General features: G+C 35.9%; 18 protein-coding genes. 15 read left to right on the top strand and 3 right to left on the bottom strand.

Annotated elements, in window-relative coordinates; genetic code table 11:
• Positions 1-102: 102 nt before the first annotated feature.
• The gene (locus WQ54_RS09510) at positions 103-1,833 is read left to right on the top strand and encodes a glycosyl hydrolase (protein WP_052737732.1); all 1,731 of its coding nucleotides are present in this window, start codon (positions 103-105) and stop codon (positions 1,831-1,833) included.
• Between the two features lie 203 nt (positions 1,834-2,036).
• On the opposite strand, the gene WQ54_RS09505 is transcribed toward WQ54_RS09510, so the two are convergent.
• Both WQ54_RS09505 and WQ54_RS09500 read right to left on the bottom strand, forming a co-directional pair.
• The gene (locus tag WQ54_RS09505) at positions 2,037-3,368 is read right to left on the bottom strand and encodes a prolyl oligopeptidase family serine peptidase (RefSeq protein ID WP_046515482.1); all 1,332 of its coding nucleotides are present in this window, start codon (positions 3,366-3,368) and stop codon (positions 2,037-2,039) included.
• Positions 3,369-3,500: 132 nt separating this feature from the next.
• A complete protein-coding gene (locus WQ54_RS09500) occupies positions 3,501-4,379 on the bottom strand; it encodes an AraC family transcriptional regulator (RefSeq protein WP_046515479.1) in 879 nt (292 codons plus the stop codon).
• A 309-nt stretch (positions 4,380-4,688) separates the two neighbouring features.
• On the opposite strand from WQ54_RS09500, the gene WQ54_RS09495 reads away from it, so the two are divergent.
• From WQ54_RS09495 to WQ54_RS09455, 9 genes are all read left to right on the top strand, one after another.
• On the top strand, positions 4,689-6,425 hold the full coding sequence (locus WQ54_RS09495; RefSeq protein WP_046515476.1) for a sensor histidine kinase: 1,737 nt from the start codon (positions 4,689-4,691) through the stop codon (positions 6,423-6,425).
• A gap of 21 nt (positions 6,426-6,446) precedes the next feature.
• Entirely contained in the window at positions 6,447-8,048 is a 1,602-nt protein-coding gene (locus WQ54_RS09490; RefSeq protein WP_046515475.1) for a helix-turn-helix domain-containing protein, read from the top strand.
• A gap of 184 nt (positions 8,049-8,232) precedes the next feature.
• A complete protein-coding gene (locus tag WQ54_RS09485; RefSeq protein ID WP_046515472.1) occupies positions 8,233-9,117 on the top strand; it encodes a sugar phosphate isomerase/epimerase in 885 nt (294 codons plus the stop codon).
• A 12-nt stretch (positions 9,118-9,129) separates the two neighbouring features.
• Positions 9,130-10,257, top strand: coding sequence for a Gfo/Idh/MocA family protein (locus tag WQ54_RS09480; protein ID WP_046515468.1), 1,128 nt, complete (start codon positions 9,130-9,132; stop codon positions 10,255-10,257).
• Positions 10,258-10,843: 586 nt separating this feature from the next.
• Complete coding sequence (locus WQ54_RS09475) at positions 10,844-11,800, top strand: ABC transporter permease (protein WP_369094755.1); 957 nt, start codon at positions 10,844-10,846, stop codon at positions 11,798-11,800.
• Positions 11,801-11,815: 15 nt separating this feature from the next.
• Positions 11,816-12,700, top strand: coding sequence for a carbohydrate ABC transporter permease (locus tag WQ54_RS09470; RefSeq protein WP_231597492.1), 885 nt, complete (start codon positions 11,816-11,818; stop codon positions 12,698-12,700).
• Positions 12,701-12,754: 54 nt separating this feature from the next.
• Entirely contained in the window at positions 12,755-14,257 is a 1,503-nt protein-coding gene (locus WQ54_RS09465; RefSeq protein WP_046515464.1) for an ABC transporter substrate-binding protein, read from the top strand.
• Positions 14,258-14,337: 80 nt separating this feature from the next.
• The gene (locus WQ54_RS09460; protein WP_046515461.1) at positions 14,338-15,024 is read left to right on the top strand and encodes a YesL family protein; all 687 of its coding nucleotides are present in this window, start codon (positions 14,338-14,340) and stop codon (positions 15,022-15,024) included.
• Complete coding sequence (locus WQ54_RS09455) at positions 15,021-17,612, top strand: glycosylhydrolase-like jelly roll fold domain-containing protein (RefSeq protein WP_046515459.1); 2,592 nt, start codon at positions 15,021-15,023, stop codon at positions 17,610-17,612. The genes WQ54_RS09460 and WQ54_RS09455 overlap by 4 nt, the downstream gene beginning before the upstream one ends.
• Positions 17,613-17,873: 261 nt before the next feature.
• Here WQ54_RS09455 and WQ54_RS35230 read toward each other — a convergent pair whose 3' ends face one another.
• Complete coding sequence (locus WQ54_RS35230) at positions 17,874-18,008, bottom strand: hypothetical protein (RefSeq protein WP_269431558.1); 135 nt, start codon at positions 18,006-18,008, stop codon at positions 17,874-17,876.
• 497 nt (positions 18,009-18,505) lie between these two features.
• Between WQ54_RS35230 and WQ54_RS09450 the strand changes: the two genes are divergently transcribed.
• The 5 genes from WQ54_RS09450 (at position 18,506) to WQ54_RS09430 (ending at position 24,584) form a co-directional block, all read left to right on the top strand.
• A complete protein-coding gene (locus tag WQ54_RS09450) occupies positions 18,506-19,561 on the top strand; it encodes a DUF3231 family protein (RefSeq protein WP_046515456.1) in 1,056 nt (351 codons plus the stop codon).
• 74 nt (positions 19,562-19,635) lie between these two features.
• Positions 19,636-20,109, top strand: coding sequence for a hypothetical protein (locus tag WQ54_RS09445; protein WP_084821925.1), 474 nt, complete (start codon positions 19,636-19,638; stop codon positions 20,107-20,109).
• Positions 20,110-20,357: 248 nt separating this feature from the next.
• Positions 20,358-21,368, top strand: a complete 1,011-nt coding sequence (locus tag WQ54_RS09440) for a DUF3231 family protein (protein WP_046515453.1) — start codon at positions 20,358-20,360, stop codon at positions 21,366-21,368.
• Between the two features lie 255 nt (positions 21,369-21,623).
• Positions 21,624-22,544 carry a transcriptional regulator gene (locus WQ54_RS09435; protein WP_046515450.1) on the top strand — a complete coding sequence of 307 codons (921 nt, stop codon included), beginning with the start codon at positions 21,624-21,626 and terminating at the stop codon, positions 22,542-22,544.
• Between the two features lie 267 nt (positions 22,545-22,811).
• Positions 22,812-24,584, top strand: a complete 1,773-nt coding sequence (locus tag WQ54_RS09430; RefSeq protein WP_046515448.1) for a glycoside hydrolase family 2 protein — start codon at positions 22,812-22,814, stop codon at positions 24,582-24,584.
• Positions 24,585-24,607 lie beyond the last annotated feature (23 nt).

Here is a 24,607-nt window from a genome sequence, read left to right as displayed (position 1 = left end):
GGTCCAAGCTTACGGACCCTATTCATTATTATTCTATTTATTAAGATCAAAATGAGACTTATTTTGAACGATATTAAATACAGGCAGAAGGAATGATGGCTAATGGAAACTATGTATCTCCTAAAACCTCTAAGAAAAAATATGTTTATTTTATCTATTATGATCGCGTTTATAGTAAGTGTCCTTCCGATAACAGGAATGCCTGTAAAAGCTGCTGAAGAAATAAAGCTTGAAGCAGAGGATGCCTCCCTGATGGGTGTAACGGTCGAAAATTCTGAGCAGGGTTATTCGGGGTCTGGCTATGTGGCTAGCTTTTCTAATGCTTCAGATGCTGTGATATTTACGGTTGAGGTACCTGATAAGGCATTATATAGCCTGACAGTCGGTTACGGTTCAATATATGGAAGCGGCAAAGTGGCTAATATTGTGATTAATGGTAACAATCAAGGTACTTTTACAATGGGTAATGGATTTGGTGAAGTTTCGGGAGGGAAAATACTTTTAAATGCTGGAAAAAACACCATTCAAATTACACCGAATTGGACATGGTTTGCCATTGATTATATAAAATTGAAACCTGTACTTGAACCTGTGAAGCATGAGGTAGAGAAGACATTAATCAATCTTAATGCTTCAAAAGAGACTAGGGCTTTATTTAGCTATTTGGTAGATCAGTTTGGTGAAAAGATTCTTTCAGGACAGCAGGATTATCCAAGTACACGGCCTGGTGATTTGAACTATATATATCAGACGACTGGAAAATACCCAGCAATATTAGGACTCGATTTTATTGATAATAGTCCTTCAAGAGAAGAGCGAGGTGCTTCAGCAGATGAAACACCTGTAGCAATTGATTGGTGGAAAAAGGGCGGAATTGTTACTTTTACTTGGCACTGGAACGCTCCTAAAGATCTCATTGATGAACCTGGAAATGAATGGTGGAGTGGTTTTTATACAAGAGCAACCACTTTTGATGTTGAGTATGCCTTAAACAATCCAGATTCAGAAGATTATCAATTACTTTTACGTGATATTGATGTTATTTCAGCAGAATTAAAAAAGCTTAAAGATGCAGGTGTACCTGTATTATGGAGACCGCTTCATGAAGCAGAAGGCGGCTGGTTTTGGTGGGGAGCGAAAGGACCTGAGCCTGCTAAGGAATTGTGGAGATTAATGTATGATCGCATGACAAATGTTCATGGATTAAATAATTTAATTTGGGTATGGAATTCAATTGATGAAGAGTGGTATCCAGGTGATGATTTTGTTGATATTGTTAGCTTTGATTCTTATCCAGGAGCACATAACTACGGCTCTATGAGCAGCCAGTATGAAGCTTTGGTTGAGCTATCCAGCAACAAGAAAGTTGTCGCGATGGCTGAAAATGGCCCAATCCCAGACCCTGACCTTCTTCAGCTGCATCATGTAAATTATAGTTGGTTTAACACTTGGAATGGAAGCGTTTTAAAAGAACACACTTCTCCTGAGCATTTAAAAAAGGTATATAACCATGATTATGTTGTAACACTAGATGAACTACCTGACTTGACTACCTATTTAGAAAAAAGACAGTTTCAAAAAATCTCAGATTTACTGACTAGCTACAGCGATACAGGACAATTAAAAGGGCCTCTGCTCGCTAAAATAACCAATAGCTTTAAACAATTGGAAGGGCAGTTCGAAAAAGGTCACAAGAAGCAGGCGGTCATCCATTTAGAAAATATGCAAAAACACGTGAATCATGAATCTATGGAAGAACATGTATCAATTACGGTCAAAAAAGATTTAAATGTAAATTTAAATGAATTAAAGGGAATTATCTTACATCCTTAGATGAAATGAGATACAAAAGCTTTCAATCGATGGTTGGAAGCCTTTTGTTCTTAAAACGTTAAATAAATAGTACGAGCATCGATACCGGAATTAGGCAAACAGAGTGACTCTGTAATAAAATATAAAAAGCTTCAATCCAATTTAAGAGGACCGAAGCTTTTTATAAACTACTTCTTATCTATTATATTAAAAAATAAAAGGAATCACTTTTTTAATGATTGATTAGCTAACCATTCCATAAGTGATACCGTCTTGCCATCAATGGTTTTCACAACATCATTGTTATACACATAAATCCATGACCAATGCCCATGATATTCGTATGGTATGCCATCAGCGTTTTGGTATAACCCTGAAGTATCTACTACTTTATCAAATAAGGAAAGATGAACATCTTTTGCTCCGGCTTCGATTAAGCGATTGTAGGTTGGAACTACATATTGATCGGCAGGAACCACGTTATCTGTTTTGGCATGAACAAACCAGATTGGCAGGTTTTTTATGTTCTCAATGTTTTCATCTGTGATAAGAGTGTCTTTAAGTGCTTCACAGGTTGGAAAAGCAGCTGCAAAATATTCGGGATAATCACGGATCATCAGCATTGTCATATAGCCGCCATTGGAATCCCCTCCAATGTAAATTCTATCTTGATCAATATCTTTATTATTGGCAACATAATCCTTGATTAAGGATATTAATGCATCCTCATATTTTGAAGTGCCGTCACCAAAGCCGGTGAAACCATCCATCCAGAAAGTTGGTGTTTGTGGGGCAAGCACATACGCTCCATTAAAATAAGATTGAATTTCCTCTGATGCAAAGTTGGCTGCTTTGTTTCCGGAGATAGGAATTGTAGGGTCTGTTCCACCTTCACCAGCTCCGTGTAGCCAAATGATTAAAGGATTTTTCCCAATATCTTTTGCTGGAGTATAATCAGCGTAAGTCAATGTGATATCATCATATGTAGCCTTTCCTGTTGAAAAGTCATCAACCAGTTCTCTTACCCCACCTTGAAACGTATCCACGACTAGTCCTGAAATGGTCCCAGCAGGAGTTTCTATATCCTTTTGTTGAGTAATGGTATATTTATTTTCATTCCAGTCATTATATCCTGAACCCGCCCAATCATAGTTGATTGCAGAACCTAAGGAAATGTCCGGGCCAATTTGCATTTCTAACACAGCGTATTTTCCCGTTTTAACAGCTGGGGTTCCATTTTTATCAGCTACATAGGCATTCGTGACGTTCCGATTCCCTTCTTCTAAAAACAGATTAGCTAAACGTCTATCACTCCTTGATACATGCACCTCAAAAGTGTCTTTTGAAACAGAGTCTTTTGGTACTGGTTTTCCTAAATCAACAATTACTTTCGTAATAGCTGCTCCCCAATCTTCAATTTCTGTTACGGTTCTGTAGGATGATGGTTGAGTTTTCACCTCATTTGCATTTGCTTCTGACATAAAAGAAAGTGATGTACCGGCTACTAAAGTGCTTAACAAAGCTGTTTTTGCATGCTTTTTCATTCCTTCAAACAAATGGATGACCTCCTTGTAGTTTTATTAAAACGCTTACAAAAAATAGTTTATATAATTTTCATCTTAAAAACATGTCTTTTTCTAGCTTAAAAACAGTCAATTTCTGATCAAATAATAGTTTTAAAATATTGGCTATTTCATAGTAATGTTTTTAGAGTGATGTTTTTTTCGGTATTGATTTGGAGTCATGTGATAAATAGATTTAAACACTCTCGTGTAGGATTTCTCACTTGGAAAGCCGTGTTTTAATGCAATCTGAATAATAGGATAATCTGTATTCATTAGATCAGGATACGATTTCTCAAGACGAATGGTATGAATATAATTGAGTACCGTCATACCCAGGTGCTTGATAAAGAATCGCGAAAAATATTCCGCAGATAAATTAAACTTAGCTGAAAGCAGATCAATAGATAAATCCTGATTGTAGTTCTCTTTTATGTAATTGGTGATAACCGTTAATCTTTCTAAGTACTTGTTTGTTTTAATTCTTGTACTGGTTCTTTTAGTAACTTTGAAATTTTTTATTAAGAAATATGCTAATTGATAGGATAGCCCGGTTAGGTTAATGTGGGCTAGAGAATCATTTTTCTTAGTAAGGTAAGCGGTAACAATAGAGTCTAAAAGCAGACGTAACTTTTCAAATTTGGCTAATCTTATAGGGTCTTTCTCATTAATTGAAACACAGTCAAAAACGAATTGATCATAGTTTGGATAGATAGATTTCATAAATTCATAGCTTATAAAAAGTGTAACAGCTTTCCGATCCTTTCCCATACTAACGGAAAAAGAATGAATAGAATTTGAGTTTATTAAAACAATATCTCCCTGTCTGGATGTGTATTCCCTTCCATCTGTATAAATTTGATCGATCTTTCCAGCTAGAACATAAGAAATTTCTACATTCTCATGCCAATGTCTTGGGATGAAAAGTTGTTTATCTGAGGTATGAAGGATAAGTTTAATAGGCAAATGCTCATCAGTTTTTACCAATTCGTATTTGTAGTCCATTATAGAAACCTCTCTTAATGAATATGGTTTTTTTAGCTATGATCATATCCCAATACTAGCTGAAAGGAAAGAAAAACTTGATGAAAAGAAAGGGAAACAATTGTGTAAAGGCTTCATTCGTGTACAATGATGTTACTTAACTCTAAAAAACGTCATTAAAATGCTAGAAAGAAGTCATTTTCAGGGTAGAAATTTGAAAGAGAAAGTATTAGTATTTTTGTAAGCGTTTACCTAATATTTAAAACTTCGAACTAACTAGTATAATAGATTGGACATTCTAAAATGTTGTTTGTGGAGGACTTATAGAAAATGAGAAACAACGTTAAGAAATATCCATTTTTAAAATCTCTTCAATTTCAATTAATAGCAGGCTTCTTCATTATCACAACTCCAATTATTGCTTTTTTAATCTATAACAATTTTTATGCAATCCATGTAGTACGAAATCAAATTGCTCAGTCTCATGAAAACATGGTTTCACTTTACATGGATCAAATTGATTATAGTCTGGGAGTAGTAGATGATTACTTATATAGCATGGCAGCAAAAGATCTTGATTTGCTAAATTTAGATCTGGTAGAAAAAGGAAATAACCAAAAGTATTATTATTCAAAAATCCAATTAAATGAGAGGATTGCTAAAGATGTATATGATTTTAAGATAATAGATGGTCTTTTTATCTATTCCGTAACGAATCAAGAAGTGCTAACTGCTCAAAATTATAAAGAATTATCTTTTGATACAGATGTTGTTCAAAAAGATATTATCAACATGCTGCAAAACAGAGAAAACTCTCAAGAGACGAACGACAAATGGTATTCTCGTATAGTAGGCCAACAATATATTCTATACCGTACTGTAAAAATAGGGAATGTTTATATTGGAGCATGGGTTGATGCCAAAAGGCTGACAAGAAAGCTGGAAGCTGTTGATTTAGCAGGAAAGGGCAAATCAGTTCTCGCAAATGAAACGTTACAACCTATGGATGAAGCCTCCTTTTTTGAGACAAATAAGATTAACTTATCCTATAAAAGCGGCATTTATAATTTAACCGGGGACAATAACGATTATTTAGTGGTAGGGGCTAAATCTACTAAAGGAAACTTTAGTCTGGTATCCATTATACTAGATGAAAAGATATTAGAACGACTGCCATATCTACAAAAAATTATTTGGTTTATTACGTTTGGTTTGCTTGTCATATTACCTATTCTATATCTTTTTTTACGGAAAACGATTTTAATTCCTATGAACAGAATAATGGAAGCGATGAAAAGAGTAAAAAATGGAGATTTTGGGGCAGTAATTTCAAAGTCCCATACATCGTATGAATTTGATATGATGAATAACACATTTAATAGTATGGCGTCTGAAATAAAGGAATTAAAAATTAATGTTTATGAAGAACAGCTAAATTGCCAAAAAGCAGAATTGAAGCATTTGCAATTGCAAATAAACCCTCATTTCTTTTTGAATTCTTTAAATATCATTTATAATCTTGCCCAAGTAAAACAATATCAGTTAATTCAAGAAATGGCTCTATGTCTTGTTCACTATTTTCGTTTTATGTTCAGGAGCAACTCAGATTTTGTCTTGTTAAAAGAAGAAATAGAGCATACTCAAAATTACTTGAAAATTCAGTCTATGAGATTTCCAGATCATTTAACTTTTGAACTTTCAATTGAAGAATCTCTGAAGGAATATACTGTGCCACCGTTGCTTATTCAAACATTTGTAGAAAATACAGTGAAACATGCTGTGACGATGGATGAACCAATTCATATCAGCATACTAGTTAAGTTATCAGATGAAGATCCAAATTCGTTGCAGATAAGAGTTCATGACACAGGGAAAGGTTTCCCAGTTGAAGTACTTGAGCAGTTGCAGTCAGAGAAAGGGATTTATAAGGAAGAAGGAAAGCATATTGGCATTTGGAATGTTCAGCGCAGATTACGATTATTATACAAAAAGCAAGCAATTATCACATTTTCAAATGGTATTCATGGAGGGGCAAATGTAGACATTCAATTTCCGTTGCAACAGTAGCGGTAAAAAGGGGGATAAGTGATGTTTCAATTACTAATTGTAGATGACGAAATATATGCTGCCAGGGGACTGCAAGCTGGTGTTGATTGGGGAAAATTAGGGATATCAAAAGTGCATGTTGCTTATAATATTCGTCAGGCTAAAGAGCTGTTTAAAGACTATCAGATAGATATTATGATCTGTGATATTGAAATGCCGGAGGGAAATGGTCTCGAGCTTTTAACATGGGTAAGGGATCAACATCCTTTGACAGAGTCGATCTTTTTAACCTGTCATGCTGACTTTGATTATGCAAAAAAAGCGATACAGCTAGGAAGCCTTGACTACATGTTAAAGCCTGCTAGATTTGATGAGATCGAAAGTGTTGTATTGAAGGCGATTAACAAGATAATAAAGACAAAGGAATTTGATGAGTATAAAAATAAGTACAAACATTATCAACAGCTTTGGTCGTTGTCCGAGCCACTATTAATTGAACGGTTTTGGTTGGATTTGCTTACTCAAAAAATACCACCAAACCCAACTGAAATCAAACAAATAGTAAATGAACAGCAAATACCTTACACAGAAACAGTACAGTTTTTACCGATATTAATTAGTGTGCAGCGCTGGCATAATGAGTTAAATTCACAAGATGAGCAAATAATGGAATTTGCTTTACGTGATGTAGCAGGAAGTCTGCTCAAAGGAGATCAACAAATTCAGCTTATTCAAATAAAAAAAGGAAGCTTATGTGCCATTCTGCCGATTGAGGATCAAAAATCTGCCGCATTATGCACGTTGAAAAAGGATTGTCAGGCTTATATTGATTTTTGCCGCCAAGACTTATATTGTGACTTATCTTGTTATATTGGCGAGCTTGTTGCAATCCATGAAATGCCAAAGATGTTGGATATGCTGATGACTTATGAAAGGTGTAATGTCTCATGTATCAACCAAGTTCTTTTATTAAGAAAAAGAATTGATAAAGAAATTAGTATTCAATTACCTGATATGAATGTATGGTCAGATATGCTTAAAAAAGGGTGTAAAGATAGTTTGCTAAATGAAATTGATCAGTGTTTTGCTGCTGCAAGACAAAAGAATGGTTTAACTTCGGATTACTTATATCAATTTAAACAAAATTTTCTGCAAATGATTTATTATGTGTTGAAAATTAAAGGCATTCCCGCACATATCATTTTTTCAGAAAATGGTTCAACGGAGGGAGTCACACGTTCTGCCACATATCTTCAAAATTGGGTGAAGGATGTTGTCAAAAAGACAGTTGATTATTTAGTAGATTCCGAGTCAAATCTTTCTGTCGTTGGTAAAGTAAAAGCATATATTCATCAGCATCTTAATGAAGAAGTAACAAGAGATGATCTTGCTGCTTCCGTTTATTTAAACCCCGACTATTTATCACGATTATTTAAAAAAGAAACAGGAATTTCGATCTCAGATTATTTAATTCAAGCGAGGATGAATATTGCCAAGGAATTATTATTAAAAACCGATATGTCAGTTAAAGAAATTGCATTGGAAGTTGGTTACTCTAACTTTTCCCATTTCTCAAAAATTTTTAAAAAGTCGATGAATGTAAACCCGAAGGAGTTTAGACATGGAAGACAAAAGCAAGCATGATGATGGTGAAGACACGGCTTTTTCTAAAAGCCGTGTCTTTTTTATATACAAATGAAAGTCATAATTGTGCTAGAAAACAGTCGGTATTGCAGTAGCAGCAAAAATGAAAACGCTTTATTATTTATATTGAGGAATATACCTAACTTGGACATATTCAAAGGAAAAGAAAGGGGTCGGATAAATAATGAGTATCAATATTGGTCTTAACTTATTTTCAGTATTTAGGGAGTTAAATGAAGATTATTTTGGAACGCTTGAGAAGGTAGCTGAAATTGGTTACAAAAATATTGAGCTAATTTCTGCAAATTTTTCAACAGGAGAAAGGTTTACAGATGTGTTTACAGTTCAGACGATTAAAAAAAAATTTGATGAACTTGGCTTTCATGCATTTGCAGCACATGAAGGCGTAGCACCAGGAATGGCATTAGTTGATGGGAACTGGGACAAAATTATTCATGAAAACGCTGAGCTTGGGGTGCAGTCCATTGTTATGCCAATGACTTTTATTAGTAGTCGTGATGAAGCTCTGAAAACAGCGGAAGAGTTGAATATCATTGCTGAAAAGTGTAAATCAGCAGGACTGGATTTTTACTACCATAACCATGCGCATGAGTTTAGAAGAGGAGGAGAAAAAACATTATTTAATCTTTTAGTAGAAAATACCGACCCTGAAATGGTTAAATTTGAACTTGATCTTGTCTGGGTAACAAGAGGTGGAAATGATCCAATTAGCGTACTTAAAAGCCTAGGAAAACGTTGTGATATGATCCATCAAAAGGATTTAGGTCTGCACGTAGACTTCGTGAATGTATTTTCTGCTAGTAGCTCGGAAGAAAACATGGAAACGATGAAAATTTATCGTGAGGTTGTGAAGCCAACCGATTTTGTTAATCTTGGAACTGGTATCGTAGATTTTGAGAGTACATATCAAAAGATTAACGAGATGAGTACAGTCCGATATGCGATTGTAGAAAATGAGGGTACAGTTGGAGATAAATTTGAAAGTATTGCTAGCGACTTAAAAGTAATGAAGAAATATGTTCAAGAATATATAAAAGCCGATAAATAAGGAGTGAATTGTATGGTAAAAGGGAATTTAAAAATCGGTATTATTGGTTGCGGAGGAATTGCCAATCAAAAGCATATGCCTTCTTTAGCGAAACTAGGCCATCTAGGAGAAATGACAGCTTTCTGTGATGTTGTAGAAGAACGAGCAATAAAAGCAGCAAAAGTGTTTGGAACAAGTGACGCAAACGTTTATACAGATTATAAAAAACTGTTAAAGGATGAATCGATCGATGTAGTTCATGTTCTAACCCCAAATTTACAACATTCCTTTATTACTGTAGCTGCCCTTGAGGCTGGGAAGCATGTAATGTGTGAAAAGCCAATGGCCATTAACTCAACGGAAGCACAACAAATGATCGATGCAGCGAAACGGACGGGGAAAAAATTGACGATTGGCTACCAAAACCGATTCCGCGATGATTCACAAGTGCTTTATAAAGCATCACGTGCTGGTGAATTCGGAGAAATTTATTTTGCTAAGGCTCATGCTATTCGCAGAAGAGCTGTACCGACTTGGGGCGTATTTTTAGATGTTGAACAACAAGGCGGCGGGCCATTAATCGATATCGGCACACATGCTTTAGATTTAACTCTCTGGTGCATGGATAACTATAAACCTCAATCAGTGACAGGTTCCGTTTTTCATAAACTTGCTGATAAGCATGAAGGAAATGCTTTCGGTTCTTGGAACGTAGATACATTTGGTGTGGAAGACTCAGCTTTTGGCTTTATTAAAATGCAGGATGGTTCAACGATTATCCTTGAATGCTCTTGGGCTTTAAATACCACCGACGTCAAGGAAGCCATGACCACGCTGTGTGGAACAGAAGGCGGTGCAGAGATGAAAGGAAATCCTTCTGCCGGTGCAGGGGAATTAGTTTTTAACAGTACGAAATATGGAAAATTAGTTGAAACAAAACCAGCTACTGGCGGAGGAATCGCCTATTTTGATTCAAGTGCAGAGGATCCAGGTGTATTAGAGGCAAGGCAATGGCTAGAATGTATTATTTATGATACTGAACCATTAGTAAAACCTGAACAGGCACTCGTTGTCACACAAATTTTAGAAGCAATTTATACCTCGGCAAGAACCGGAAAAACAGTTGAATTTAATCTTGAGACACAAACTGTTACACCATGATGTGAATAGATAAAAGAAAAAATGATTGAGATTGCACATAACCCTTTCTAGTAGACAATGAAAAAAAGAGTATATTAAGGTGCGGCCTTTTCTCGGTATTCAACTGGGAAAAGGCCGTTAAATTTTTCCTGAATACCCATAATTATAAAAGTATATGTATTCCGATCATAAGCTGGTTCTTTCTTTAAATGAAAAGAAAAAACATTTAATACCAGTACTATTATGACAATTGCTTAGGAGGATTGTATGGGACTATTCAACAAATCCCTTCCAAGGTTTTGTCTCAAAGAAGCATTCTATGGGAAATTCACCGCATATATGGTTAAATCTGTTAAGAGCTTGTGATACGGAAAACTAGAAACAGAAATTTAGGAAAAGCCTATGAAAAAAGACATATTCATCTCTATTAATATGTCGGAAAAAAACGAAGAGTTTCCCGATATTTAGGTCTGATTAGTGTTAGTAAGATGTCATTACTACGGTAGGTAAGGGCTTGCATCTCTTGTATGATAAGGATAGTAAGAGGATAGCAAACTAATAAGAAGGGAGTATTGATATGGCAGAATTAATCGTTAAGAAGAGAAGGATGGGGATGTCTACTTCAAAAGAAGAGGTCGGTGTTAACCGAAGAACGAAATCCAAAAAGATGAAGCGCTACAGTATCCTTTTTTTAATGACCTTACCAGGAATCATTTATCTATTAATTAACAACTATTTGCCAATGCTTGGAATTGTCATTGCATTTAAAAATTACAATGCACTTGATGGCTTTTTCGGTAGTGAATGGGTGGGCCTAAAAAATTTCGAATATCTTTTTAAAACAAAGGATGCCCTGATTATTACAAGAAACACGTTATTCTACAATGCTCTATTTATTATCCTTAATACTATTTTTGCTTTAGGGTTAGCAATCTTCTTGAATGAAATAAAGAATAAGATCGCTGCTCGCTTTTATCAAAGTGTAGTAATCTTGCCACATTTAATTTCAACCGTTATTGTCGGTTTCTTAGTATTTGCCCTGCTTAGTGTTGAAAATGGATTCATTAATAGAACGGTCTTACCGATGATGGGAATGGACCCTATTTCTTGGTACAGTGAATCCAAATATTGGCCATATATTTTAACGATCGTCAATATGTGGAAAAACATTGGTTACTTAAGTGTTGTGTACTTAGCAGCAATAATTGGAATTGATAAGGAATACTATGAAGCTGCTGATCTTGATGGTGCAAGTAAGTGGAAGCAAATACGTTATATTACGATTCCAATGATTGTTCCGATTATTACGATTATGACGCTATTAGCCATTGGTCGCATATTCTATGCAGACTTTGGATTATTCTATCAAGTGCCGCTTAACGCTGGTGCAATCCAGTCAACGACAGATGTTATAGATACATATGTTTATCGCGCATTGTTAAACACAGGTGATATTGGTATGTCATCTGCAGCAGGTATGTATCAATCATTAGTTGGATTTACCCTTGTCTTAATCTCTAACTATATTGTCCGGAAAAGAAGCAAGGAAAATGCTTTATTTTAATAGGAGGTGATCCCTTTGAACAAATTAAATAAAACACCTTGGTTAGCACATATTGTGTTAATCAGCGCTGTAATTGCATGTATCTTACCATTTATTCTGTTGTTCATGTCATCTATAACAGATCAAAAGGTACTTCTGAAAGAAGGGTATTCATTTGTTCCTAGTAAACTAAGTTTGGATGCCTATGAATTCTTATTTACCAATATGTCAATGATCGGAAATGCCTACGGTGTTACAGCACTAGTTACCATTATCGGGACAACCTTGGGGCTTGCTCTAACATCACTCATTGCCTATCCGTTATCACGCAAAGATTTACCGCTTCGTAACTATCTTGCGATGTTTGTATTCTTTACGATGCTATTTAATGGCGGGTTAGTTCCTACTTATTTAGTTTACACACAATTAATAGATATTAAGGATACGATATGGGCGCTTATCTTGCCAAACTTCCTGATGAACGCCTTTTATGTGTTTTTGATGAGAACATTCTTTGAGCAATCCATACCTTTTTCGCTAATAGAATCAGCATACATGGATGGAGCAGGTGAATTTAAGATATTTTCAAAAATCATTCTGCCATTGTCTACACCAGTACTTGCAACAGTAGGATTATTCCAAGCACTTTTATACTGGAATGACTGGTTTAATAGTTTGATTTATATTAACAATCCCGATCTCTACAGCGTCCAGTTTTTATTAAATAAGATTTTATTAGATATACAATTTTTAAGCAGCAGTAGTATGGGCTCTACAGCAGCCAGTGAGGCACTATCCAGTATTCCGACAGAAACTGTTCAAATGGCAATGGCTTTTGTAGGAGTATTGCCGATTATGATTGCCTATCCATTTTTCCAGAAATACTTTGTAAAGGGACTAACCATTGGTGCCGTAAAATAGGCTATACCGGTATAAAACCGGTGAGCATAGATAAAAACATACAGGGGGATGAAAATGAGAAAGATAAGGGGAAGCTTTAAATACTTATTAGTAGCAGTTATGGCATTATCTATGATAGTAGCAGGCTGTTCAAACAAATCTAGTTCGAGTAACAGCAGCAGCAGTCATTCTGATGAGCCATACGAAATCACCATGTTATTCCCTATCAATGGGACTGAACAAGGGTTAGATGAAGTGGTAACGGAGATCAATAAAATTACAAAAGAAAAAATTAATGCAACAGTAAAGATTAAAACAACAAGCTGGGCAGCATGGACTCAGCAAAGTAACTTAGCGCTTGTTGGTGGTGATCAGCTAGATATTATTATGACTACAAGCAGCACGATGGGGACTCAGGTTTCGAAAGGGTTCTTACTTCCCCTAGATGATTTATTAGCAAATCAAGGTCAAGGTATTGTGGATGTAATGGACCCAGACTATCTAAAGGCTGCATCTGTTGATGGAAAAGTATATGCACTTCCAAGTATTCGTGATATGGCAGCATCGTATGGATTTATGATGCGTCAAGATATTCTGGAAAAATATAAGATTGATGCGAAAAAAATAAAAACATTTGATGAAGTTGAAGAAGTGTTTAAAACGATCAAAGAAAATGAACCAAATATGACACCGCTTGTAATGGATGGAACAAATAGTCCATTGACCCGCCTTATGCCTGGTATGTATGATGGCTTAGGTGATGGGATTGGTGTGCTGCCTGGGTTTGATAATGGATTAAAGGTAGTAAACTGGTTTGAAACACCAGAGTATAAAGAGCTATTAGACCGGATGAGAAAATGGTATTTAGCAGGATATATCGTTAAAGATGCTGCAACAAACCAAAAACCTGCAGCAACTTTTGTAAAGGCTGAAACAGGCTTTGCATGGCAAGCTAACTTAAAACCTGGGGCTGACAGACAGGAATCTGTTATAACGACAAAGCCAATGACAAGCGCAGAATTATTAGCACCAGTTATGACAACCAGCCAGGTTGCGGCTATTAACTTTTCGATTGCCAAAAACTCAAAAAATCCTGAAAAAGCAATGAAATTCTTAAATCTGCTCTACACCGACAAAGAGATTATTAATTTAATGGACTGGGGAGTAGAAGGAAAACACTATGTAAAAAAATCAGACAATGTTATTGAGTATCCTGAAGGCACAGATCCAACAAAACCACCCTATGGAATCAATCAAGCTTGGATGTTCGGTAACCAATTATTATCTTATACATTTAATGGCGAAGATCCAGATATTTATAAAAAGCTAGAAGAGTTTAATAATAGTGCAATGAGATCTAAAGCACTTGGATTCACATACAATCCAGAGCCTGTAAAAACAGAATTAGCTGCAATCAATAACGTCACAACACAATACCAGCGGGGACTTGAGACAGGTACACTCGATCCTGAAGTCAATTTACCGAAGTTTCTTAAAGCACTTAAGGATGCCGGAATTGACATCGTGATTGAAGAAAAACAAAAGCAGTTAGATGAATGGGCAATGAACAATAAATAATCTAAAAAGGGTCCTAAAGGCTTAAAGCCATTAGGACCGTTTTTAAAAGTCAGTGTATTAGAGACAAAGAGGTGATTGAAATGGTTCGTATTGATGGAAAGCTATATCGAATTTGCCTATGGATCTATTCTTTCTTTTTACTAAATTTATTATTTTTAGTTAGTTGTTTAGCCATCATAACGATTTTTCCTGCTGTAGCAGCTCTATTTGGTGTTGTTAGAGAGTGGGTTAATAAAAAAGAACCGCCAATTTTTCAAACTTATGTACGACTGTTTAAGGAGAACTTGAAACAAAGTTTTTCTGTTGGGCTGTCCATTACGATTATTGTTTTCGTATTATTAGGAGATTTTTATTTACTAACCATATTTGATACAAGCATGAATTTATTGATTTTTAGTAGTGTGAGCTTTATTAGCTTTTTTTTTATTGTCACAGTTTTCTATATCTTCCCATTAATGGTGAATAGCCCGTATACATTTAAAGAACTTTTTATAACTGCATGTAAGTTTGGGCTTTACCGATTTTCCCTTACAGTAGCAAACTTCATTATCTTATTATGCTGGCTCTATTTATCTATTACCTACTCTTTCTTTCTAGTATTCTTCTTTTTTAGTGTTTCAGCATTTATCACATACTGGTTTGCAAACCTGAAATTTTTAAAGCTTACTTCAGAAACAAAAGCAATACCATCTCCAAATCTCGCTTTTTCTCGTTTTGTAGCAAGTAAGAGGAAGGATATTTCTGCAGTTGAAGGAGTGAAAGGATGAATTCGCGTATCAAGGATCTTTTAGAGGGACAAGAAGCAAATTATATTTTACCCTTTTTTTGGCAACATGGCGAAGAAGAAGGGGTACTGCGTGAAGAGATGGCAAAAATAGATGAATCTGGCATAAAAGCTGTATGTGTTGAAGCAAGACCACATCCTGATTTTTTAGGACCTAAGTGGTGGCAGGACATAGATGTGATTATGGATGAAGCTAGGCGAAGGGGAATGAAGGTTTGGTTCCTTGATGATGATCATTTTCCTACCGGTCATGCTGCAGGAAGAATAGTAGATGCACCGAAAGAGCTTCGACGTTTGTTCTTAACAGAAGCACATATCGATGCTGTTGGTCCGATGAAACATGCATCTTTTCTAGTTAGTAAAGGAGAAGGGACTCTAGTAGGTGTAATAGCGGTAAAACGTGACCACGCAACAGGGGAATTAGATAAAGAATATATTGATGTTACGTCATTTGTTCAAGACGGTGTATTGTATTGGGATCTGCCAGGAGGATATTGGCGAATCTTTTTGCTAATTGAGACCACAACAGGTGGAAGTAAACAGCAAGAAAATTATCTTAATCCACTAGTTGCTGAATCCGTGAAAGTGTTGATAGATACGGTACATGAGGCATTTTATGAGCGTTACCGAGAAGACTTCGGTTCTACGTTTGCAGGATTTTTCTCAGACGAACCTGGTTTTTATAATGATAAGGATACCTTTAATTTTGATTCAAAGCTTGGTAAAAAGAACGTTCCTCTTCCATGGAGCCCTGATTTATTAGAACTCTTAGAGAAAGAGCTTGGTGATGATTATAGACTGTATTTACCACTTTTATGGCATGATGGAGAAAAAGCGGCTTTTGTCCGTTATACATACATGAGTATCATTACTAGACTTTATGGAGAAAGATTTACACAGCAAATTGGAGATTGGTGCCGTGAGCGGAATGTAGAATACATTGGGCATGTACTAGAAGATAATAATGTTCATACTCGTTTGGGGAGCGGTGCCGGACATTTCTTCCGCGCCTTATGGGGCCAAGATATGTCAGGACTTGATGTTGTTTTATGGCAAATTGTCCCTGGATTTGATGAAGTACCTTTTACATGGATTGCCGGTGAAACAGATAGTGAATTTTTTCACTATGGTATGGCAAAAATGGCGGTTTCACTTAGTCATATTGATCCAAAGAAGAAGGGACGTACAATGGCAGAAGTTTTTGGTGCATATGGTTGGGCTGAGGGCTTGAAGCTGATGAAATGGCTGACAGATCATATGCTTGTGCGTGGTGTGAACTATTTTGTACCACACGCATTTTCACCGAAGGAATTTCCAGATCATGATTGTCCTCCACATATGTATGCACGCGGGAAAAACCCGCAATACCGTTATTATAAAGTACTTAATCAATATACAAATCGTGTTAGTCATCTTCTCTCTGGAGGCAATCATATTGCATGTGCCGCTGTATTATATCATGCAGAAGCTGAATGGTCAGGTGAATATATGCCTTTCCAAAAACCTGTTAAGCAACTATTACAAAATCAAATTGATTGTGATATTTTGCCGATTGATACTATTTTAACATCGGCTTCTGTTTCAAAAGGAAAATTAAAAGTACTAGAAGAGTCATTCGATTGCTTAATTATTCCTTATAGTGAAGCCTTGCCTATTCTTTTACTAAAGCGGCTAGAGGACCTAGCTGATGAGGGATTGCCTGTACTATTTATAGCGGAATTGCCTGTTCGGGCATGCGAACAAGAACATGTTTCCGAAACACTTAAGAAACTTACAACACATCCTATGGTTTGGAAGATTGAACTTGAACATCTCATACGATTTATGAGAGAAAAAGGGTTTTATGAGGTGAAGGTAGAAAATTATCAACCTTATTTGCGATATTATCATGTAGAATACAGTGATGTTGATGGGTACATGTTTTTTAATGAACATCCATACAATTCAGTTGAGACAACAGTGACGTTGCAAAATCAAGGAAAAGTGCTGTTTTACGATCCAATTAACAATGTGATGAAGGAACCGAAGGTAATTGAAACTGAAGGAGGGATGAAGATTAATCTGAGTCTTGCTCCTTATGAGTCTGTCATTATGTTAATTGGAGAAGAAATGAAAAACATTCCAGTCGTTCAACAGCCTAAAGTTGACCGGGGAATGGAAGTTAAGGGGAATTGGGAAGTTAGTATTACAACGTCCGAGCAATATCCTGCCTTTCAGGTTTGGAAAGAAATGAATACTTTAAAGAATTTGAGTCTTTCTGAAGAACTTCCATCCTTTACTGGGACGTTTCGTTACAAAATAGAGTTTGTGTGGAATCAAACAGCAATGCCTATTCAGATTGATCTTGGAGATGTTTTCGAAACCGCTGATGTATGGTTAAACGGAGATCATGTAGGGATACGTATTTGTCCACCATATCGCTTAGATATTGAAGGATTCGTTAAACAAGGGGTTAATACTTTAATCATAGAGGTTACTAACACTCTTGTAAAAGCGCAACGTGATTTTCTATCACAGTTCGCACAACAAGAACCAAGTGGTTTACTTGGTCCAGTTCGGTTATATTATTAGAATGCAACGAGTTTTTTTAAAAAATTTCAGCAACAGGCAAGATGATAATATGAACCCAAGTTTTATATAAGGATAAAATCTCTCTGAAACCAATTTTGACAAGAAAGGGGTCAGGGGGTATAGTCCCTCAAAGGTCTTTAAAATAAAACGGGCACAAGGAAGGCTCGTTTGCCGCTGGACAAAACATATTAGAGGAGAGTGAAGCAGCTCCTTGCACCCTTGAATCGTATACCTATGGTGAATATTCAAAATGTAAGTGGATCAATACTTAATTCCCTTAAAGGCCAAGTGTTGATTTTCCCCAACCATTTTCTTTACTTGTTCAACAGCTTCCAGAATACTATTCGCTTTAATGACAAGTTCATCTGAATCAATAGTAAAGACAAAATGTTTCATTATTAACACCATCCTTTATAAAAAAGAGGTACAAGGATTATGAAAACACACAGGGGAATGTGAGAAGCTTTGATCCTTGTACCTTGAGTAAGAACATCTTGTATTCATATTAAAATAGAAATCCATTGTATTCTAATAAATGGTAAGATTTTCTTCCTGTTTTATATTGTCGAAATGACAAAAATGTGTAACGAAATGTTCATTAAATGTTCAAAAAGGAAAAAGTCCAGTGTGAATCGCTTTTCTTTTTAGAAATAATTACAACAGACCTGAAGCTGACCAGCGGCGGCGCCAACTACTTTAATCTGAATCAATAGGATTAGATATTCTTGCTACGTTAACCTCCTGATCATTTCCTCATCATAGTGATTACTCATTCATTTGCGTCAATGAACATTTGATTACGCGTTTTTTATTTGTTAAAATATTCCAATTAAATCAACTCTAATATTTTCCCTATATTTACAGATAATACAAACAGATAAAGGAGGGGCAAAATGGAAAGAAATTCATTTGTTGAAACGGAATTAGAGGAACATCAGCAAAACAAGCAGTTAACTTCCTCGGAATTAGCTGATTTGTTCAGTAATTATCTTGGGGATACTTTATTTTGTTGCATGTTTGAGCACTATCTCCAAGTAGTGGAGGATGATGAAATTAAAGATTATATTGAATTTTCATTAGCTCTTTCACGTAGACATGTAAAGGAAGTTCAAGGTATTTTTAAGATGGAGAATATACCTGTTCCTGTCGGTTTCGGGGAGCAGGATGTTCGAAAAGACGCTCCTCGTATCTTCAGTGATATGTTCATGGTCTTTTATATTGTTCAAATGGCGAGTGCGGCTCTATTAACATATGGAAATGCTTACTCTTGTTCAACACGGCAAGATACGATGAATTATTTTCGAAACAGTATGAATGATTCAGCTGAAACCTATGAAAGAGGAGTGCATTTATTACTTTTAAAAGGCGTTGATATTAGTCCCCCGACTATACCATATGCTAAAAAAGTTGATTTTGTAGAGAAAAAAAGCTTCATATCCATTATTACAGGTAGAGACCGCCCGCTTACAGCAAATGAAATCAAGCATTTGCAATATAACATAAATACGAATATCTTAGGTAAATCATTAATGCTAGGGTTCAGTCAGGTTGCATCCTCGGAAAAAATCAGAAAATATTTTCAAAAAGGAGCTGAATTAGCTGGGAATCAAATCCAGAGTTTTTCTGAGCATTTAACAAGTCAAGATCTGCCTGCTCCTATGCTAATGGCTGCACATATAACGGATTCAACCACTTCTCCCTTCTCAGATAAACTAATGATGTATCATTGCTCATTAGCAGGAAACATTGCTGTACAAAACTTTGGTGCTGCTCTTTCACAAATGTTACGGCATGACTTAGCAGCAGAGTTTATTAAGCTTATTCCACTAATCGGAAAGTTTAACAATGATGGATTAAATATGATGATCGAGCTTGGATGGTTTGAAGAACCTTTTACCGCCCCTGATAGAAAAGAACTTTCTAAATCCTCACAAGGGAATCAAATGTAATATAACTTGTTCTTTTGTTAAAATGATTTCTTCATTTATTGTTTTGATAAAAAAGAAAGAAGGATGCTAAAAATGTGAATAAGGAAATGTTTGAAAGATTGTTTTGGTCTATAGCCTTCCCTGGGTTTGGTCAGCTTTTGAATCGCCAATATCTAAAAGGGATATTGTTTATATTTTTAGAGCTTTTTGTGAATATCCAAGCCAACTTTAATATTGCAATCATTTCAAGTTTTCTTGGAGATATTCATACCTCCATTGAACAAATCGATTTTCAATGGCTTATGTTTTACCCTTGTTTATATTTTTTTTCGATGTGGGATGCTGTTAAGGATGTATCTGACGGAAAAGAAGATTCTTCACTGTTATTTTTGCCATTTGTTTTTGCTGCGTATTTTGTAACTGTAGGAGTGATTCTTTCTACGAAGGTTAAAATTTTTGGTGTATTGTTAGGTCCTATTTTTTTACCAATGTTATTTGTTATTCCAGGTGTGGTGACGGGATTGGTGATAAAAAAGATCCTGACATTTCGCAGTAAACAAAAAGGCTGATCCCTATAGAGCTTGAAGTTCATCCCACTAAGAAAAAGGCTTGTTAACCAATTTGTTATCAGGTTTTTTGTCTGAAGTCAGGATAGGGTTGACCTTTGAGAGTTAAGTCTTTTTTTTGCTTATAAAGAATAAATGATTATTTAGATATTGGTAAATATTTATATGTGTAACTTATTAAAATAAGCGGAAAAATTTAATTAGAATATTTTTTTAAGGAGCCACTCTAAAGTAAAGGGGGACCTGATTGCATGAAAATAGACGGAAAAGTAATCAAGCTGACAGCTGCAGAAATTTCACAGCTCTGGTCAGCTTATATGAATGATCGTGCAGCAATCTGCCAACTATCTTATTTTTTGAACAAAGCCGAAGATGAAGAAGTTAAACCGGTAATCGAGCATGCTTTAAAGCTATCACAAGCACATATTATGACGTTAACGGAAATCATGAATAAAGAAAAATTTCCGATCCCATCTGCATTTAAATTAGAAGAAGATGTGGATGTAAATGCACCTAGCTTATTTTCAGATAGTTATGTCTTGCAATATTTACTCCAGATGGGCAGAATTGGATTAAATGCCTATAGTATGGGGATAGCGCTGGCTGTACGGGCTGATGTTTTCAGTTTCTTTAATGAATGTTTTAAGGAATCTGCTGAATTGCTTCGCCAAACGAATGAAGTCCTTTTAGCAAAAGGTTTATACGTTAGATCTCCTTATTTAGAATTTCCTGAGCAAATTGACTTTGTAAAGAAGCAAAAATTTCTTAGCGGTTACTTTGATAAGAGGCCATTAACTGCAATAGAGATTACAAATATTTTTGGAAATTATGAACGAAATGCTTTAGGGCTTGCGACTTTAATGGGATTTAGTCAGGTCGCTCAATCAAAAGAGGTAAGACAATACTTCATAAGAGGGAAAGACATCGCAAAACAACACTGTGAAAAGTTAGGGAATATTCTGAAAGAAGAGGATCTTCCTGCTCCCACCACTTGGGATGCAGATGTAACAGCCTCTACAAACTTTACTTTTTCAGATAAATTAATGATGTTTTATACAACAGCTTTAACAGCAATTAGTCTTACATATTACGGAGCGGGCACTTCTTCAAGCCCTAGAAGAGATATAGCTGTTAGCTACGCAAGCCTCGGAAGGGATGTTGCATTATATGCAGAAGATGGAGCGAATCTAATGATTAATAATGGTTGGTTAGAAGAGCCGCCACGTGCATTGGATAGGGATGAATTAGTTAAAAAACATTAATAAATCATTAGGTAAGGCCTTGGTAACCTTGTGTTGGCAAGGTTTTTTTATTCTCAAATTGATTTTCATTGGTTAGCAATCAAAATTGTAATAGGTATAGGAAAGTATTAAAATGATGGTAAGAACAGCCGAATGTGGATCGCTTTCTTGACGAAGGCAGACTATTACAATAAACTTATATTATTACAAATATTTTGTTATTATTTAGTTATAGAACGATTTTTTTGGACAAATAGGAGTTTTGGGGGGACAGCCTTGTTAGAATTATCGCTTAAACAGCCGGAAAAACTGCGTAAGGTTGCGCATGCTTTATCATCAGATGTTCGATTAAAAATTATTGATCTATTAAATACAGGGAATGTGAATATAAATCAACTGTCAGAAAAGTTGGATATACCTGTTTCAACTGCAGCATCCCACATAAAGGTACTTGAAGAAGCAGGGTTGATTTTAACTCAGCTTCGCCCTGCCAGCAGAGGTGCGATGAAAGTTTGTACACGAAATTTCGATGACATTCATATTAGTTTGAATGCTCCAAAAAGTATCAATGATTATGCAAACTATGAGCTTGAAATGCCGATTGGGCAATATACCGACTTCCTTGTTTCACCAACATGTGGTATTGCAGATCAAGGCGGGCTGATCATCCCGGAAGATGAACCGGTTCATTTCTATAGCCCTGTCCGTTCAAGTGCACAGCTTATATGGACAAGAAAGGGATACTTTGATTATAAGTTTCCACTTGTCATTCCGTCTGGAGCCAAAGTAAAGTCAGTTCAGGTTTCTGCAGAGGTTTGTTCAGAGGCTCCAAATTATGATCATAATTGGCCGTCTGATATCACCGTCTGGTTAAATGGGGTAGAAATTGGGACCTGGACAAGCCCTGGTGATTTTGGCGATCGACCTGGAAAGCTGAATCCTAAGGCGTGGGGAGAAACAACCCGGACACAATATGGGACCTTAAAAACTTGGAAAGTAACTGAAGAAAGAGCAACAATCGATGACGTTTACCTTTCGAACGTTACGATCCAGGATTTAGGTATATTAGAGCGTGAATTTTTATCCTTTCGAATTGGTATTAAAGAAGACGCGGTTCACAAAGGCGGAATGAATCTTTTTGGCCGTGAATTAGGTGATCACCCGCAGGATATTAAATTAAAAATATCATTCTATTAACTTTATATGTACAGAAGAAAAGCCTTCTTGTTCCAAGAAGGCTTTTTATTATTACACAAAATCCGTATCTAAACAAATTATAATAAAAAAGATATTGACAAAATAGTTGTGGAAGCGTTATCTTTTAATTAAAGTTACAGAAAACTTGTAATAAAACACATTTTCAGTAATTTTGATTTCTATGACATTATTATTTTCTTACATTTTAAACAGTAGATTTCTCAAAAAAGCAACGTTAACCAAAGACAGAAAAAGGAGAGTATCAATATGACAACGACTTCAACCACTATAACGACCTACCAGCGAACAGAATACCCGCGCCCGCAATTTCAACGTAATTCGTGGAAGAATTTAAATGGTACCTGGAAATTTGCATTCGATGATAACAACATCGGAGAAAAAGGTTTATGGTATGAAAATTCTGCCTTTTCGACAGAAATACAAGTTCCTTTTACTTATGAAACGAAAGCTAGCGGAATTGGAGATGAAACCTTTCATCCAAATGTGTGGTATCAAAGAACATTTGAAATTCCTAATGAAGAAGCAGGAAAACGAACCATTTTGCGTTTCCAAGCTTCTGATTATATAACAAAGGTATGGGTTAACGGAAACTATATCGGCCAACATATTGGCGGAAATTCGGCTTTTTCTTTTGATATTACGAATACAGTTGATAACACGAAAGAAAACGAATTAGTTGTGAAAGTCGAAGATAGCCAAAGCTGTGCTCAACCAAGGGGCAAGCAACGGTGGATAGATGAAAACTTTGGATGTTGGTATGTGCAAAATACGGGGATATGGCAGACTGTTTGGCTTGAATTTTTAAACGATGAAAGCATAGAAAGTGTGAAAATGATTCCAAATATTGATAAGAACTCTGTAGCTTTTGAATACAAGCTTAATGGGGATCTAAATGATAGTTGGAAGTTAGAAACGACTATAAATTATGACGGCAAAAAAATAAAGCAATTCACAACTGTTCCTGACCGTGCGAATACGAGGGTAGAGGTTAATCTTCTTTCAGAGGTACATAATTGGAAAGTGTTGTACTGGACACCAGAACATCCGCATTTATATGATGTTACGTTTCGATTGACGGTAAATGGAGAAGTAGCAGATGAAGTGCAATCCTATTTTGGGATGAGAAAAATTTCGATAAAAGATGGCAAGGTCCTGCTTAATAATATTCCGATTTACCAAAAGCTTTTATTAGATCAAGGATATTGGCCGGATACGATGCTTACTCCTCCTTCAGATGCAGCCATGCTGGAGGATATTGAGAAAACACTTGAGATGGGCTTTAATGGTGTTCGAAAACATCAAAAGCTTGAAGATGAACGCTTCTTATATTGGTGTGATAAAAAGGGATTGCTTGTCTGGTCCGAAATGGCAGCAACCTATGAGTTTTCCGATGAAGCGGTAGAGAATTTCACAAAAGAGTGGCTCGAAATTATTCAACAGCATTATAATCATCCATCGATCGTTACATGGGTTCCTTTTAATGAATCGTGGGGAGTATCTAATATATTTACAGATAAAAAACAGCAAGCTTTTACAGAATCAATCTATTATTTAACAAAATCGATTGATCCCGAGAGACCGGTTATTGTGAATGACGGCTGGGAGCATACGATTTCGGATATCATCGCTCTTCATGATTATGAGGAGTTAGGCGAAGTATTTTTAAAACGTTATCAAAATAAGGATCAAATCTTAAACAATGAGATTCCTCATAACCGTCATAAGTATGCATTTGCTGAAGGATATGAATATAAAGGTCAGCCGATTATGTTGACTGAATACGGCGGCATTGCCTTCCAGTCAGAAAAAGGCTGGGGCTATGGAAATCAAGTGAAAAGTGAAGAGGATTTTCTGGCTCGTTATGAATCGATCACACAAGCTATTAAAGATACACCATATATTTGCGGCTTTTGCTATACCCAAATAACAGATGTACAGCAAGAGGTGAATGGTCTTCTATATGAAGATCGAACACCAAAGATAGAACTTAAGAAAATTAAAGAGATTAACCGCAAATAATTTCAGATTGGATAAAAGGAGAA

Origin of the sequence: Bacillus sp. SA1-12 (assembly GCF_000981385.1) — a bacterium.
In the GTDB taxonomy this organism is placed as follows: domain Bacteria; phylum Bacillota; class Bacilli; order Bacillales; family Bacillaceae; genus Metabacillus.
The sequence above is the reverse complement of the archived record's forward strand: the minus strand, read 5'-3'. Positions and strand labels throughout refer to the sequence as shown.